This is a genomic window from Bradyrhizobium macuxiense (genome assembly GCF_007993935.1).
Taxonomy (GTDB): domain Bacteria; phylum Pseudomonadota; class Alphaproteobacteria; order Rhizobiales; family Xanthobacteraceae; genus Bradyrhizobium; species Bradyrhizobium macuxiense_A.
The window spans coordinates 108207-121890 of sequence record NZ_VITY01000021.1; the positions used below are offsets into that span (position 1 = coordinate 108207).

19 protein-coding genes are annotated in these 13684 nt (G+C 60.9%); 7 read left to right on the plus strand and 12 right to left on the minus strand.

The window, feature by feature from the left end; all coding sequences use genetic code 11:
• Window positions 1–138: 138 nt before the first annotated feature.
• The 5 genes from FBZ93_RS37600 to FBZ93_RS37620 form a co-directional block, all read right to left on the minus strand.
• Window positions 139–2199, minus strand: a complete 2061-nt coding sequence (locus FBZ93_RS37600; protein WP_146992567.1) for a phospholipase D-like domain-containing protein — start codon at window positions 2197–2199, stop codon at window positions 139–141.
• Between the two features lie 147 nt (window positions 2200–2346).
• Window positions 2347–3156 (minus strand): S1/P1 nuclease, encoded by an 810-nt coding sequence (locus tag FBZ93_RS37605; RefSeq protein ID WP_146992569.1) that lies wholly within the window; start codon window positions 3154–3156, stop codon window positions 2347–2349.
• A 725-nt stretch (window positions 3157–3881) separates the two neighbouring features.
• Window positions 3882–4508 (minus strand): BRCT domain-containing protein, encoded by a 627-nt coding sequence (locus tag FBZ93_RS37610; protein ID WP_146992571.1) that lies wholly within the window; start codon window positions 4506–4508, stop codon window positions 3882–3884.
• Between the two features lie 90 nt (window positions 4509–4598).
• Window positions 4599–4841, minus strand: a complete 243-nt coding sequence (locus FBZ93_RS37615; protein ID WP_146992573.1) for a hypothetical protein — start codon at window positions 4839–4841, stop codon at window positions 4599–4601.
• A gap of 96 nt (window positions 4842–4937) precedes the next feature.
• Window positions 4938–6179, minus strand: a complete 1242-nt coding sequence (locus FBZ93_RS37620; RefSeq protein ID WP_246667803.1) for a tyrosine-type recombinase/integrase — start codon at window positions 6177–6179, stop codon at window positions 4938–4940.
• Window positions 6180–6578: 399 nt separating this feature from the next.
• Between FBZ93_RS37620 and FBZ93_RS37625 the strand changes: the two genes are divergently transcribed.
• On the plus strand, window positions 6579–6914 hold the full coding sequence (locus tag FBZ93_RS37625) for a hypothetical protein (protein ID WP_246667804.1): 336 nt from the start codon (window positions 6579–6581) through the stop codon (window positions 6912–6914).
• Between the two features lie 216 nt (window positions 6915–7130).
• On the plus strand, window positions 7131–7457 hold the full coding sequence (locus FBZ93_RS37630) for a hypothetical protein (protein WP_146992575.1): 327 nt from the start codon (window positions 7131–7133) through the stop codon (window positions 7455–7457).
• A gap of 12 nt (window positions 7458–7469) precedes the next feature.
• Here the strand turns inward: FBZ93_RS37630 and FBZ93_RS41805 are convergent, their stop codons facing one another.
• On the minus strand, window positions 7470–7604 hold the full coding sequence (locus tag FBZ93_RS41805) for a hypothetical protein (protein WP_283810882.1): 135 nt from the start codon (window positions 7602–7604) through the stop codon (window positions 7470–7472).
• A gap of 34 nt (window positions 7605–7638) precedes the next feature.
• On the opposite strand from FBZ93_RS41805, the gene FBZ93_RS37635 reads away from it, so the two are divergent.
• On the plus strand, window positions 7639–8319 hold the full coding sequence (locus tag FBZ93_RS37635; protein WP_021081815.1) for a ParA family protein: 681 nt from the start codon (window positions 7639–7641) through the stop codon (window positions 8317–8319).
• Window positions 8320–8513: 194 nt separating this feature from the next.
• On the opposite strand, the gene FBZ93_RS40940 is transcribed toward FBZ93_RS37635, so the two are convergent.
• Entirely contained in the window at window positions 8514–8660 is a 147-nt protein-coding gene (locus tag FBZ93_RS40940; protein ID WP_167351861.1) for a hypothetical protein, read from the minus strand.
• A 147-nt stretch (window positions 8661–8807) separates the two neighbouring features.
• Window positions 8808–9104 carry a DUF4282 domain-containing protein gene (locus tag FBZ93_RS37640; RefSeq protein WP_050422462.1) on the minus strand — a complete coding sequence of 99 codons (297 nt, stop codon included), beginning with the start codon at window positions 9102–9104 and terminating at the stop codon, window positions 8808–8810.
• A gap of 321 nt (window positions 9105–9425) precedes the next feature.
• On the opposite strand from FBZ93_RS37640, the gene FBZ93_RS37645 reads away from it, so the two are divergent.
• The 3 genes from FBZ93_RS37645 (at window position 9426) to FBZ93_RS40945 (ending at window position 10770) form a co-directional block, all read left to right on the plus strand.
• Complete coding sequence (locus FBZ93_RS37645) at window positions 9426–9890, plus strand: MaoC family dehydratase (protein ID WP_146992577.1); 465 nt, start codon at window positions 9426–9428, stop codon at window positions 9888–9890.
• Window positions 9891–9972: 82 nt separating this feature from the next.
• Complete coding sequence (locus tag FBZ93_RS37650) at window positions 9973–10455, plus strand: MaoC family dehydratase (protein WP_146992579.1); 483 nt, start codon at window positions 9973–9975, stop codon at window positions 10453–10455.
• 171 nt (window positions 10456–10626) lie between these two features.
• The gene (locus FBZ93_RS40945) at window positions 10627–10770 is read left to right on the plus strand and encodes a hypothetical protein (RefSeq protein WP_016841369.1); all 144 of its coding nucleotides are present in this window, start codon (window positions 10627–10629) and stop codon (window positions 10768–10770) included.
• Window positions 10771–10950: 180 nt separating this feature from the next.
• On the opposite strand, the gene FBZ93_RS40950 is transcribed toward FBZ93_RS40945, so the two are convergent.
• The 3 genes from FBZ93_RS40950 to FBZ93_RS37660 all read right to left on the minus strand — a co-directional run bounded on the left by FBZ93_RS40950 (window position 10951) and on the right by FBZ93_RS37660 (window position 12818).
• On the minus strand, window positions 10951–11088 hold the full coding sequence (locus FBZ93_RS40950; protein ID WP_167350178.1) for a hypothetical protein: 138 nt from the start codon (window positions 11086–11088) through the stop codon (window positions 10951–10953).
• 226 nt (window positions 11089–11314) lie between these two features.
• A complete protein-coding gene (locus tag FBZ93_RS37655; protein WP_021081820.1) occupies window positions 11315–11734 on the minus strand; it encodes a hypothetical protein in 420 nt (139 codons plus the stop codon).
• Between the two features lie 154 nt (window positions 11735–11888).
• Window positions 11889–12818, minus strand: a complete 930-nt coding sequence (locus tag FBZ93_RS37660) for a hypothetical protein (protein ID WP_146992581.1) — start codon at window positions 12816–12818, stop codon at window positions 11889–11891.
• On the opposite strand from FBZ93_RS37660, the gene FBZ93_RS37665 reads away from it, so the two are divergent.
• On the plus strand, window positions 12787–13080 hold the full coding sequence (locus tag FBZ93_RS37665) for a hypothetical protein (protein ID WP_146992582.1): 294 nt from the start codon (window positions 12787–12789) through the stop codon (window positions 13078–13080). The genes FBZ93_RS37660 and FBZ93_RS37665 overlap by 32 nt on opposite strands.
• Before the next feature lie 13 nt (window positions 13081–13093).
• Here the strand turns inward: FBZ93_RS37665 and FBZ93_RS37670 are convergent, their stop codons facing one another.
• Window positions 13094–13528 (minus strand): nuclear transport factor 2 family protein, encoded by a 435-nt coding sequence (locus tag FBZ93_RS37670; protein ID WP_146992584.1) that lies wholly within the window; start codon window positions 13526–13528, stop codon window positions 13094–13096.
• Window positions 13529–13684: the final 156 nt, after the last annotated feature.

Below are 13684 nucleotides of genomic sequence, written 5' to 3' on the forward strand. Positions count from 1 at the left end.
CCTTAAAAATGAGCGTTTGCCGTTCTGCGCTGTTGGTCAAGGCTACCGCCTCGTCGAGAATGATGACGCCCAAAAACTTGAATGCGTTTTCCCGGTCGTTGTGAAGATAAAGCGCGTAATGGCCACACGGTTTCGCCGTTACCCTCGCTTCTTTCCCGCCGCTTTCTTCTTTTTGGCGGTTTTCTTCCTTTTTACGGCTGTCTTCTTTTTGACCGCCTTCTTCTTTTTTACGGTCTTCTTCTTCACAGCCTTCCTCGATTTTTTCTTCACGGCTTTTCTCTCTACCGCTTTAGCGGCCTTTTTCTTCTTTTTGGGGACGCCTTCTCCCTTTGCCGCCTTCTTGGCGTCCCTGCGCGCCTTTGCCGCGGCGCGCTTGTCCTTGGCGCGCTGCTCTTCATTGTCGAATACATCGGGGTCACGCGCCGCCTGGGGCACCCAGGTCAGACTGGGGTCCGCGAAAAACATGAGCCTGCGGATGCACTTGAAATTTTCATCCTGAAAGAAAGGCGCAACCCAGACCGCGCCGGTGTCCAGGATGGCCGCTTTTCTCTTGGCTTCTTCCTCATCCTCATGATTCATCGCCGCGCGGTTGGCTGTCATCCGGAAAAAGAAGTGACGGAAGATGCGGTCGAACTCCGTCATGTAGATATCGGCGACGCGGGTGTCGCCCCGTATGAAGAGCATATTCTCATCGTTCGCCGTGAGCGAAGCGCCTGAAAAATTGGCCGAGCCCGTACATACGAGCGGGTCATCCGACAGCGGATCGATCAGGAGGAATTTCGTATGAACGAAGAATACGAACCCTTTGCCGTCCTTGCGCGCCAGTTCCTCCTCGACGAACCATTTTTCGAGCGGGAAATTCGGAATGGGGACGAGTTTCGTTCCGCCCGCGCCCTTCTCATTCTTAAATGAAGTCTTCGTAACCTTCCCGAGCACCGATCCGTTCGACATGATGAGACGGCCGTGGCTGTCCCGCTCGGCCTTGCGCGCGTCCGCTGTCGCGGGCTTTTCGAGCAGCACGAAACGCATAGAGTCCTGCTGTTTGCCAAGCGAGCGAAGAAGGATGGGATCGACGGTAAAGGCCGCGGTGAACATCGATGAGGTCCGCGCGTCCTCGATCCGCTTCCCGTACCAGTCGAGAAGATTGTCGGCGATACGCGGAGAGAAGAATGCCGTCACGGGCTCCTCCGGCACGACATTCGGCGGATTTGGCGTGAGGCGTATCGCGGCTTCACGCGCCGGTACTCCGGTCGGATTCCCTGACAAGTCCTTCCAGTATTCAAAGTATTTGTTGGGAATCGCAGAGGCGTCCCTGCTGCCGCCGGTGACGACGTGCCCGACATTGGTCTGCCCGAGAAAGCCGGAGGGAGTAAAGTTTACTGACCCCGTCCAGACCGCTTTTGGACGCTCGCTTTTATCCAGCCAAACCATGAACTTGTTATGCGGCGTTTGCGGCCGTGTCCGTTCGATCAATCTTGACCGCGGAAAATCAACTCTGTCGATCGCGCTGTCATTCGCGCTGGTCTTGTGGTAGATAATTTTAACGTCTACGCCGCGGCCGATGGCCGCCTTGAGCGCGTTTAGCAAAGGCAGGTAAGTGAACTCGTAAGCGACGACGCGAAGCATCTCTCCCCGCGGGACGCCGTTGATATAATCGACGCAGGCTTCCTCAAGCCCCCGCGAGAGCCATTGTGACGTTTCTTCGGTCACCCGGTTTTTGTCGTCGACCTGATTGTACATCTCCTCGGTCAGTTCCCGATTTTGAAGTTCGACCGAGTACGCGCGGCTTGCCACCACGCCGCGATTGAACCAGATGCCGTGCTTGCCGTCGTTTTCTTTTTCGGTAGTGACCTGAACGGTAACTTTGTGTTTTGGAACGAGCGCCCCAGGGCCGCCGTACATGGCCATGATCGTATATTCGTATTCGGTATCTGGCTGGGCTTCGTAGTCGGACCAGAGAAAGCTCTGGATCGGGTGTTGAAGCGTCGAGTATTTGGCTCCTTGCACAGGATTTGGAACGAGACTCTCGAAGTACTTTGTGCCGGTCAGCCAATGGGTTTGTCCCCCGCTTGAGACCTGAAACGCAAACCCCCTGAGGCCCTCACGATCCGCGGGGGTGATGTCGATCGCCATCAGCACCACACGGGTCCCGGCAATGGCGCTCACGCGCAACGGCCCGTCAGCTTCCTGCTTCCTCATCTGTGCCCTCAATGCGCTTGATAGATGCAATTTTAAGGTGAATTATTTCCGGACGTCGACCCGGTCGTTCGCTGCAACCAATGCGCACGGTTAGTTCGAAATAGAGCCTGGTTGCAAAAATGCCGGCAAACCTTGAACGCGAAACAGTCAATCTCCGAATGCAGTGTCAAGAAGTTTGCCCAATCGCACGCCGGCTTTCTGCAATTGCTCCTTCACTATAGGTTCGTTGCTTTTCAGATAGTCTGCGTCAATCGTTACGCTCCTGTCCGGCTTGTCGCAGGACTGTCCGTGCTTTTCGCAATACTTCGTTGCGATGGCTTCCGCGAGCGCGAAGGATTCGTTGGCCCAGTCCCGGGGGTCGGAGGCGGCCCACTTCGTTTTCTTCTCCGGAGTTATTTCTTCAATGAGGCTTGAAGCCGCCTCTGATATATCGGTGCCGACCGCGTCTTCGAGCAGACAGGTGTCCCAGGCCGAATGAAGGTTGCCCGAGCATTCGCCCTGTACGTCTATTTCGTTTCCACCGAGATCATCCTTGAATGAAACGTGAAGCGGCTGGTGAATGTCGCCGACCCAGTGCCCAAGGAATTTAAGGGCGATAAGCCTGTCCGCGGCCTTCGCGTTCCTGGAAGAAAGTACTTCAGAGTCGTTCAATATCGCGGTGAGCACGCACTTGTCGGCCGTCGGGCATTCATCCGATTTCAGTCCCGTCGAGTCGCGGGGCAAATTGATGAAATGCTCCGGCTTGCGCCTGCGGGGGTGATCCGGGAAAACGCAGGATTCCGCGAATGTGTCGAACTCGGTATCGGCGCGGATCAACTTCCGGATTGCCGCGCGCGTGTCTGGCAGGGCCAGCCTGAAGGCGATCTCACAGACAATCTTGTGGCCGGTATCTCCCCAGGCGAATGCTGCGTTGCAAAATACGAGAAGGGCGAAAAAGGCAAGCGGAAAACGGAACATGTAATCCTCCCCCTAGGCAATGGCTGAATGCTATCACCCATAAGTTGCAATGTGAAGGCGGTGCATGAGCTCGAAAGGTCCGCAGAATCCGGGCGGTGCAGCCAAGACGCGATAAATCCATCGCAACTGTTCGGCGGCATGACTCTCCGCACGGAAAAATCAGGTAGATATCACTATGCCTGCGAAGAGAGCAGCTTACCCCCGAACAGATAAGTGCTGTGAGGCCTTATGAACGGGTGGTCAGTCACGGACGAGCGGACGAGTACCAATATGGCCAGTTGACCGTGCTTCGCGCGACGAGCGTCTGCTGCGAACGGCTTGGGCCAGCCCTATGCCCTCCTTGATCTAGGAATGGATCCTGGCAGCCCCTGCGGGAGTTGAGCGAACAACATCTTACTTCTTCTGCGGCTGGCGCAGCTCTTCAATCTTCGCCCCGTGACCGGCAGCCTCAGACGCGTTCGGTGCTACAGCCTCGGCTCTGCATCGAGTTTCGGGCGGAGTGCCGCATACGCGCCCCATCTCAGCCCACCCGACGCATTTACCATTCGGGCCACGATAACCAGGGCCGCCTCGTTGTCCGCATTCCGCGGCCGCCGGTCCTACAATACAGAGCGATAAGGCGATGGCGGTGAGAAGCGGGGCGGTCAGGAGGAATGCGTCGAATAGAAGCTTGGCAATGCCACAAGGTCGTGGATGGCACGCCTCTCGCCGGTCAAGTGTGATCCTCAAGTTGAAAGGTACCCTCTCCAATGAGGCTCCGAGACGATGCAAATGGGCCAACCGCTGTCGCGCCACTCGCACGCCTTCATGATCTTATTGCCGAAGGATGAGTGCTTCCAAGAGTCGGTAGCATAGATGCCAATCACCAGAACATTCGTCTTCTGAGTTAAGGTCCCGACCTCGGCTCCTAGGTCTTCGACCGCGCGCTCGCATTCCTTGCGACAGCCAAAATTGAAGGTCCCCGTGAAGCAGTACCGTTGACCCGGAAACGTCAGTGCTGGCTCTGGGTCGTTCAGAGGTAGGGATGTCGACTTGAGGATTTCTCCCAAGCCGCCGATATCGCGGTTGGAGAATTGGTTTAGCGTGTCGAGCAACTCCACCTTTTCGTCGTCGTCGAGTTTGCCGTCGGCTAGCATTTCGGTAATGCGCTCGTAGAGGACCCGCACCACCGGCTGATCGCTTATGTGGAGGTTGGCGGCGAGCCATTTCTGAAGGAATTCGACTTCTGCCTGGTTGATCTGATTGTCCGCCACGAGCCCTCGAGCGATGCCAATCAACTCGTCAATCTGCCGGCTGCCAATTCTGTCACCGCCAACACGGTTGTAGAAATCGTCTCCTGAGCGAATAGCCATGGAAGCTCCAAAAAGAGCGGAGAGAATTGCAATCCTTGCTGTGGCGCCGGGGCGCTAACCTGACGGCGGGTGCGCCGATCAGAGTCTAACTCAGTACCGCGGCGTCCGATGTCCGGTGGCGCCGGTGTACGGGTTCACGTTGCCGCTGGTGCCGTAGTTGTCGCGTTGGGTGCCGTTAGGATTTGTGGCCTGGTACGGCTGCACGTAGGTGCCATTGCTGCGCGTGTAGCCGGAAACCCCGTGGCTGTTCGGATTGGACCCGGAGCCGAGGTATTGTGCGTGCGCGGCGGTGGCGGTCAGCATCAACGCGGCTGCAAGAGCGACTTGCTTCATTCTTAGGGTCCCCCGAATGTTGTGGTTGGTTGTGGATCAGCCAACCACGGGAGGGCGAGCCGTACAACCACTGGTTAGTACGGGGCCATCACGCTACTAAAGTAGTGATGGCGCGCCATGCGCGGCCGATGGCCCAAGCCGGTCCCGGCGAATCCCATCACCGCCCCGGCTTTGGGCTGGTAAGGCCGTGAGGTGTTCTGCCCAGCGTTCGAGCGCGTCGCGCATCTCTACCGCGTACCGCGCGCGGTTATATACACCAGCAACGCCCGCCCGGTGGCCGCTGACGTGGTTTAGGATCGCTTCCACGATGTGTGGCAAGACGCCAAGCCGGTCGGCCATCACAGTGGACGCCGATCTGCGAAGATCATGGACGGTCCAATGGGGTAGGGGTTCGCCCATGGCTTCCGCAATGCGCGCATCAAGCGCCGCCTTCGACTTTGACCAGCCCGAGAACCCGCGATGCGGATCACCGCTGCGTCGGGGTCCGTCACCAAAGAGAAAGTCTCGGCCATCTCGGCGGAGTGGGAGTAGGGCCAAGGCGGCGGGAACCAATGGCAGCAAGTGCTCGCGATGGTTCTTGGTCCGGCTGGGTGGCAGTGTCCAGAGTCCCCAACTAGTATCAAGTTCGGGCCATTGCATACTGCCTACTTCATCACGGCGTTGAGCTGTGAGTAGCAACAGACGCACGATGCGCCCGTAATCGTCACCGTCACAGGCCTGCCAGATGGCTGATAGTTCCATCTCCGTGAGGACCCGTTCGCGACTTCCCGGCTGCGCTGGTCGATTGGTGCCGAGGACCGGGTTCGCGGGAATGTCGAGACCCTCGCGTATTGCCCAGTTGAACATTGAGGATAGGGCTGTCCGGGCGCGGGCCGCCGAGACCGCTCCATGAACTGATGCGATGTCAGCGATACGAGCCGAGATATGACGGCGGGTGATTTGGAAAACCGAGACCGGATGCAGGGGTTTCCAGCTGACCAACAAGTAGCGTTCGACTTCTGAATAGGTCCGGGGCTTCAGTCTTTCTTTGGCGTTCCGGAGATATTGGTCCGCGATTACCGAAAGCGTGTCGGCCGCCTGCAGGCGCGCCTTGGCTTTCTCGTCCGCGGGGTCTTTGCCGTTGGCAACCAGGCCCAAAAGCCGCTTGGCTTCCTTGCGTGCCCGCTCGGGTGTCCACGGCGCGCCGTGAGGGCCGATCGTGACGAAGCGCTGCCGACCGAATACGCGGTACTTGAGGACGTAGGTCGCCTGATCGCGTTGGCGCCGAACGCCAAAGCCCCGCACCGCTTCGCGATGGTCCGCGTCCCAAATAGTCTCGCCCGGCTTGAGTGCTTGCACTGCTCGGATCGTTATACTCGAAACAGCCATCTATCGCCTCGGTAGCTACCACGTAGCTACCACCATAGCGCGAATTGCAGCGCAGACAAGGCGGGGCCCGGCGGGGCTTATTAGTTGATAATACTCCAATTTTCGTACGGAAGGCGGGAGTGGCGTAGCACCGGCGGAGCCCTTGCCGTGTCTGTGGAACAGGAGGTCGGTGGTTCGAGCCCACCCAACTGTACCATCCGCAATCATCACCCAGCGGGACATCGCCAGCTGAGGCCATCGCGAGATCGCTCGCCGCTTCCTTGATCGCCGCCGGCGTGTCATCTCGTCCGCTTGCACTTCTTCGTCGCATCACCCACACTCCGCGCAACGACGCCTTAACGATGCCTTAGTGCCACCTTGGGGGGACGCATGGGGACCGCCGGTTCAAGGAGTTTTTCGTTTGCGTTGATATCAGCCGTCGCGCTTGCGGCGCTGTTGCTTCCGGGCCGGGGTGAGGCCTACACGCCCGACCAGCAGCAGGCCTGTACGCCGGATGCGTTCCGGCTCTGCGGCCCCGAGATTCCCGACGTCGATCGCATCACGGCCTGCATGATCAGGAACAAGGCGCAGCTGTCGCCGGCCTGCCGTGTGTTCTTCCGCGGCGGCCCTGAGCCGCGTGAGGCGAGCGAGCGCGAGGAGCGGCGGCCGGTCGCAGCCAAGCGGAAGGTCCACAAATCGCACAAGACGAAGAAGTCCACGCACTGACCTAGTTCCCATTGCGCGCGCGCAAGCGTCGCTCGCTTACTGCGTTGTCTTCACGCGAACCGACGTCACTTCACGCGCAAACGCGCGTGGATTGCTGGGCCGCGATTTCAAGGCTGCGATGCGCGACAGACTGACGCCTTGTGACGCTGTCACGCAGCATCATCTCTGAGGCTTGTGTTGTTTGCCAAATCCGTTCCCGCCTGTGGAACGGACGGAGTGGGACGCGTGAGCGAATACTACCAGCAAGAGATCGATCGGCACTTCGCCTGGTTCGAGGCCAAGCTGCCGGACAAGCCGGCGCGCTTCGTCGCGTGGCTGCGCAAGCCGTCGTCGCGCTATGTGCGGATTCCGCTCGCGATCCTCCTGATCATCGGCGGCATCTTCAGCTTCTTGCCGGTGCTCGGACTCTGGATGCTGCCGCTCGGACTCCTTTTGTTCGCGCAGGATGTGCCGTTCTTGCAGAAACCGACGGCGCAATTGCTCGGCTGGATCGAGCGCAAATGGATTGCGCGTGAGCGCGCCAAAACTGCCGAAAAGCGCTAGGCGTGAGTCATATCAAACGCTTAGCGCTTCCATTTGCGGTTGCGTCATAAGCATGGTGTGACTCAAAAAGCAAAATGCACCGGTAATCTTGGCCACTTTGCGGATTGCAAGAAATTTTTTCTTTCGCGAATCAGCGTGCTGATTCATTTTCGCCTCCTGGGGTCAATCTGGAGGCCAACGTATGAACGTGATTGTTTTCGCTTCGCGTAAGGGGGGCTCGGGAAAAAGTACCCTGGCTGCTCACCTCGCTGCGCAAGTGCACAAGGCGACGAAGCCCTGTCTGCTGATCGATGCCGATCCGCAGGGCTCGCTGACGCTCTGGCACAAGCTGCGCGGCACCAACGAGCCGGCGATCAAGACCGCGGTGAACTCGGTCAGCGGGATCATTGCGCAAGCCAAGCGCGACGGCATCGAGTGGGTGTTCATCGACACGCCGCCGAATCTGTCGGCCGTGGTCGACGACTCCATCAAGAACGCCACGATGGTGATCATTCCGGCGCGGCCCGGCGTGTTCGACGTCAACGCAGTGCAGGAAACCATTCAGACCTGTCGCTCGATGCGCAAGCCCTATGCCGTCGTGATCAACGGCGCGCCCGCGCAGCGTGACGGCGCCGAAAGCCGCATCGTCGCGATCGCGCGCGAAGCGCTGGCGAAATTCCGCGCACCGGTGTGGAGCGGCCAGATCACCAACCGCGCCGATCTTCTGATGGCGCTCGGCCAGGGTGAAGGCGCCCGCGAATATTACGCGGAAGGCCGCGCCGCGGCCGAGATCAATCGGCTGTGGGCCGCGATCGAACGTTCGATCAAGGCGATCCGCGGCACGGCGTCGGCGTCCGGCGCGATGCACAAGCAGGCGGCGTAACAACGCCGCTTTGGTTCGAACTGGAAAGAACGCGCGGTACCCGCGCGTTTTTTATCGTGAGCGTCGTTGCGAGGAGCCAACGGGTCCGGACCTCTGGTCGTCCCCATGACAAACTCCGCGACGAAGCAATCCATGTCTCCGCCAGCGGTGGAATGGATTGCTTCGCTCCGCTTGCAATGACGGAGCAGGTGGCGTTACGCCACCATCAGCAGATAGAACACGATCACCGGCGCCAGGGTCAGGATCACCGACCAGATGCCGACAGCCCATAGAATATCCTCGGTCGTGAAGCCCGGCGCGGTGCCCGGCCTCACGGCAATAAAACCATTCCTGGAAGTCACGACGCCCCCGCGTTGGTCTCGGCAATGCTGGGGGTGATACGCGAGCGGATTTAAGATCCCGGTCGGAATTTCGCTGGCATTTGTGCGCGGGGACTACTTCGGATTAACCACGGCATCGGCGGCAGCCCTCCGGCCGGAGGCTGAGCCTCAGTGCATTCCCGCATCGCGATCGCGGATCGCGCCGAGATGCTCGTTGATCCGGAACACGATCAGGATGAACTCGGCGATGATGCGCGAGAACACGATGCCGACGAAGACGCTGGCGATCGACGCAAGCAGCTGGATGAAGCCGACGAACGGGCTGATCGCCATCGCGGTGAGGCTCCACAGGATGCCGGAGATCCCGAACAGCACGATGACCGCGATCACCAGCCAGTAGAACGTCTTGATGATCGTGGGCGTGATGAAGCGGTCCCACTGAAACAGATCCTGGAAATCGAACATCATGGTTCTCCCGGCCAGCCGAAATATGATTCGCGTCTCGTTCATCCTACTGCGTCACCCCCGGCGTGATCACTTCGTCCCGGGAGCCTGCGGGGAGGCGTCCATCGGGACGAGGCGTTTCGCCGGGCCAAATGGTGCGGGACGGCGCCAAAGCGCCTCCGCGACCTGTGGGATCGATACCGCAGGAGCCCAATCGGTCCCGCCAAAGCCTGGCCCCGGACCGGGCGCCGGCAGTCCAGGGGCGAGCTATGCGAGTGGGCCGGTTGTGATTGCTGCAAATAACGGCCACAATCGGGCTTCCCTCCGGCATATCCTCACCCAATGACCACGCTGACCTTCGAAGACTTCAAGCCCGGCCGTTTCGGCACGTTCGGCCCGCGCCATGTTTCACGCGAGGAAATCCTCGCCTTTGCCGCCGAGTTCGACCCGCAGCCGATGCATCTCGACGAGGAGGCGGCGCAGAAATCCATGCTCCGCGGTCTGTCGGGCTCCGGCTGGCATCTCGGCTCGCTGATGATGCGGATGCTGTTCGACGGCTTCATCGGCCGCACCGCCTCGCTCGGCTCGCCCGGGGTCAACGAGATGCGCTGGGTGGCGCCGCTGCGTCCGGGCGACGATTTGACGCTGGACGTCGACGTGGTCGAGGCGCGTGTCTCGAAGAGCCGGCCGCAGACCGGCATCGTCACCTTCAAGGGCACGATCCGCAACGCGCGCGGCGAGATGCTGTGCGAGATGGAGTCGCCGATCATCGTCAGCCGCCGGGACGGCGCGGGTAAGCGAGCATGATCCGGAAAAGTGCGAAGCGGTTTTCCCTCGCGACAAACGCGGAACGCGTTTGCGCGGAGATCATGCTCAGGACATAGACCAGATGCGTTTCTTTGAAGATATCGAGATCGGGGCGCGGCGCGAGTTCGGCTCCTTCACCTTCACCGCCGAGGACATCAAGCGCTTTGCCGCGCAGTTCGATCCGCAGCGCTTCCATCTCGACGAGGAGGCGGGGCGCAACTCGCTGTTCGGCGGGCTTGCCGCGTCTGGCTGGCATGTCGCCAGCGTCTGCATGAAGCTGCTGGTCGCCGACGGCAAGCGGCTCGCCGCGGAAGCCGCCGCGCGTGGTGAGAAGGTCGCGGTCTGGGGGCCCTCGCCGGGCTTCCGCGAGCTGCGCTGGATCCGCCCGGTGCTGGCGGGCGATACGATCAGCTTCACCAACCAGGTCGAGACCAAGCGCACGTCCGAGAAGCGGCCCGAATGGGGCATCCTTCAGGCGCGCAACACCGGCGTCAATCAGCGCAATGAGGTGGTGTTCTCGTTCCTCGCGACCGCCTTCGTGCCGCGCCGGAATCCCGGTTCCTGATGTTGCCCGCACGCCTCTGATGTTGCACGGACGCCATGGTGGCAGACTAAGTCTGCCGCCGACGCAGTTGTGCGTTGCGTGGAACTCATTTTTTGCTAACGCATTTTGAACCTTTGTCCCTGCCTTATGTTTGAGGGCACGGACATCCGGGCAAGCACCACTGGGGATACCATGGCAGATCGCAGCGCGCTGAAACTCGTCGGAATTATCTTCGCGACGGTAACGGTTGTCGTGATGCTGGCGACCGGTATGGTGGTGAAGGGTTTTGCCGACGGCAATTATTCCTTCGAGACCACCGCGAGCATCGATCGCTGATCGACCGTCTGTAACTCCGGGCGCTGCTGGCAGCGCCAACTGCGCGCAGTTGCGCCTTTCAATGTGACCCCTCGGCAGGCTGCGTCACACTTCTTCCAGAAGCTTCTTGGTTGGGCATCATCTTTTCGGAAGACCGCTTCGCACTTTGCGGCAACGCGGCCCTTCGGGCTTGGGCATGCTCTAGCGATTCCAGATCAGCACCATGACGACGGTCGCGGCCGCCAGGATGCCGATGAACCGGATCATGATCGTGCCGATGCCCTGCTGCGGCTGGCGCAGCGGTATGGGATCGGCGTTATCCGGCCGGACGCTCTGCATGAATTCTCTCCAAATGGATGCCGCGCCAGGCGCGGTCCGGACACGAATTCCGGATTGGACGCGGGCTCGGCACCGAAAGTTCAAATCGGCTTCTGCAAGAATTGACGCCGCGGAGTTTACACCGCGCTGAATAACGAAACGTTCCGCGTTGAATCCGCCACGCAAAACGAAACCGCCGCCTTCCGGTCGGGAGGCGGCGGCGCCGGCTTTTTGAATTGATCAGGTATCAGCTGTTGCGCAGGCCGTCGGCGGCGCGCTTCCACTGCGAGACGTTGTCGGCGATCATCCGCGTCGACTTCATCGCGGCCTGGCTGAGCTGGGCATAGCCGGAGATCTCGCGCTGGACGCGCTGGCCCTCGGCATGCAGCAGGTCGCGCAGGCTCTCGAGCTCGCCGATCAGCTTCTCGATCTCGGCCAGCGAGGTGCCGGCGACACGCTGGATCAGCGAGTTGACGTTGCTGACGGTGGCGTCGGTGTTGGTGTCGGTCGGCGCGGTCTCCGGGCTCGCCACCGGCCGGCGCAGATAGGCAATATCGTTGCGCACGAAATCGCGGATGCCGGCTTCGACTTCCGAGACCGCAGCGAGGTTGGTGTCGACCTCGGACGTCGCCTCTGTGGCTTCCTCGGTACGGTTGGTGGCGTTCATCGGCTTTCCCCTGGTTCGCAATAGCGAAGCGCGGCTTGTCCCCCGCACGACGAATTGATGAAGTTACGGACCTATCAGTGCCGCCGAATTTGACCGCATCTGGGCCAAGTTGGGGCAATGCCTGATCATTAGCGCGACAGGGCTAACAGATCGTTCACCATGAGTGCTTGTAGCCGGCGCCGATGCTCTTGTTGATCGTGCCCTGGGGGGTCTCGCCGACCGAGCCCGAGACGGTGACGCCGTCGAACAGCTTCTGCTCGGCGCCGATCCGGCGCAGCCACCGGTCGTCGGAGGTCGACGACAGCGTCTGGCCTGCGGTGATGCTGGTGCCGGTGTCGGTAACGGACAGTCGGGCTGACTGATCGGTGTCGTAGCTGTGCGAGGGGGTGCCGATGATGCCGGGCACCGGGACCACGCCCTGCTGGATCAAATTATAGCCGCCCTGCAGCGTCAGCGAATATTGCTCCGACAGCGGGACCGACTTGCTCAGGGAGGTGCCGACCTTGCTCTGGTCGGCGCCGGGATCGACCCGCGCCTCGACCGAGGTCTTGTCCCAGATCGACGCCACGCCGGGCGCGGACATCGAGGCCCAGGCCGAACCGCCGGATTGCGGCAGGCTGCCGCCATTGGCGAGCCGCTCCGACAATTGCTCCGAGGTCGTCGTCGCCCCCGGTTTGGCGACTGTCATGTCGGCGCCGACGCGGGTGTCTAGGAACGGCGAGATCGACTGCTTGACCGATACGGCCGACGAGCCGTTGGCGTTGTTGTTGGTGGTCCAGGACGGATCGTTGCCGGCGACGCTGCCGCGCTTGGCGGCGCTCCTCGGCGCCAACGTGGGCAGGCTGGTGGAATCGGTGTCGAGCTGGCTCCAGTCGAGCTTGCTCTGGTCGATGTCCTTCAGGATGTCGGCGTCATTGCAGTCCGCCGCCGGCGGCGCCTCGCCGGCTTCGGCCTCGGCGCTGTCGGCCGGGGTGTCCTTTGCGGGGTCTTTCGCAGTCTCCTGGACGGCGGGAGCGATCTGCCATGGTGAGCTCTGGGCGCCGGCCGAAAACGTGATCGCCACGCTGAAGCCGGCCGCCAGCACCGGCAGCCTCGCCCAGCCAAATCGCAATGTGGAAGTCATTCCCAGCCCGCAAATTCCAAAGCGGCAGCACGCATTTGCCGTGGCGCAAAATTGCGGCAACGGCATCGCGAAAGCAAGTGATAGACGCGTGATCGTCATGTCCAGGACGGGCGCGCGCTCGCGCATCACGCCGCCCGGGCGCGGCCGTTCGGGGCTGGCAAAACTGGCCGCGCTGCCGGGGCACCTTGACGAAGGCGCGGCCCCGGACATGACGAAGGCGTGAAATCAGGAAGCCGTCAGACCGCGATGCGCGGCAGATGGATCGGGTAGCCGACGGTTTGCTCGACCAGGTCGAAGCTATCGACCAGCACGCGGAAGCTCGTGAGCTTGCCGGCCCTGAACTGCGCGAAATGCGCGATCCTGAGCGAGATCGGCTTGTTGGAGTCGAGCGCCGTCAGCGAGTAGCGCAGCATCGAGGCCGCGGAATCCACGCCAAGCATGATGGACTCCCGGTCGAAGCGGTGCACCCGCAGGTTCTCGCCGATCTGCCGGATCACCTCGAGCACGGCGGCCTTGCCGCGGCGCGAGCCGAAGAAGGAAAACAGGTCGATCGGTCCGTAGATGGCCCATTCGACCTCGTCATCGAGCATGAGCTCGATGTCTGCAAGCTGGCGTTCATTGATCGCGCGATGCAACGCGCGCGAAAAACGCCAGAGGCTATGCTCTGTCATTTGTGGTCTCGTCCTGAAACTGGATTTTCAAAGCAAACGAATGGCAGGCGGTCAGCGCCGACGCCTTGCCAGGTTGCTGCACATCGCTATTGCCGGCTCAAATAGTGCGGAACGGCCAAAACGCAAATGACTTTTTTGCAATGCACAATTGCGCCG

Excerpts from the sequence above, each read along its gene's own strand:
- FBZ93_RS37600 (WP_146992567.1), bottom strand. The coding sequence starts at position 2,199 with ATGAGGAAGCAGGAAGCTGACGGGCCGTTGCGCGTGAGCGCCATTGCC.
- FBZ93_RS37605 (WP_146992569.1), bottom strand. The coding sequence starts at position 3,156 with ATGTTCCGTTTTCCGCTTGCCTTTTTCGCCCTTCTCGTATTTTGCAAC.
- FBZ93_RS37610 (WP_146992571.1), bottom strand. The coding sequence starts at position 4,508 with ATGGCTATTCGCTCAGGAGACGATTTCTACAACCGTGTTGGCGGTGAC.
- FBZ93_RS37615 (WP_146992573.1), bottom strand. The coding sequence starts at position 4,841 with ATGAAGCAAGTCGCTCTTGCAGCCGCGTTGATGCTGACCGCCACCGCC.
- FBZ93_RS37625 (WP_246667804.1), top strand. The coding sequence starts at position 6,579 with ATGGGGACCGCCGGTTCAAGGAGTTTTTCGTTTGCGTTGATATCAGCC.
- FBZ93_RS41805 (WP_283810882.1), bottom strand. The coding sequence starts at position 7,604 with ATGAATCAGCACGCTGATTCGCGAAAGAAAAAATTTCTTGCAATCCGC.
- FBZ93_RS37635 (WP_021081815.1), top strand. The coding sequence starts at position 7,639 with ATGAACGTGATTGTTTTCGCTTCGCGTAAGGGGGGCTCGGGAAAAAGT.
- FBZ93_RS37640 (WP_050422462.1), bottom strand. The coding sequence starts at position 9,104 with ATGTTCGATTTCCAGGATCTGTTTCAGTGGGACCGCTTCATCACGCCC.
- FBZ93_RS37645 (WP_146992577.1), top strand. The coding sequence starts at position 9,426 with ATGACCACGCTGACCTTCGAAGACTTCAAGCCCGGCCGTTTCGGCACG.
- FBZ93_RS37650 (WP_146992579.1), top strand. The coding sequence starts at position 9,973 with ATGCGTTTCTTTGAAGATATCGAGATCGGGGCGCGGCGCGAGTTCGGC.
- FBZ93_RS40945 (WP_016841369.1), top strand. The coding sequence starts at position 10,627 with ATGGCAGATCGCAGCGCGCTGAAACTCGTCGGAATTATCTTCGCGACG.
- FBZ93_RS40950 (WP_167350178.1), bottom strand. The coding sequence starts at position 11,088 with ATGCAGAGCGTCCGGCCGGATAACGCCGATCCCATACCGCTGCGCCAG.
- FBZ93_RS37655 (WP_021081820.1), bottom strand. The coding sequence starts at position 11,734 with ATGAACGCCACCAACCGTACCGAGGAAGCCACAGAGGCGACGTCCGAG.
- FBZ93_RS37670 (WP_146992584.1), bottom strand. The coding sequence starts at position 13,528 with ATGACAGAGCATAGCCTCTGGCGTTTTTCGCGCGCGTTGCATCGCGCG.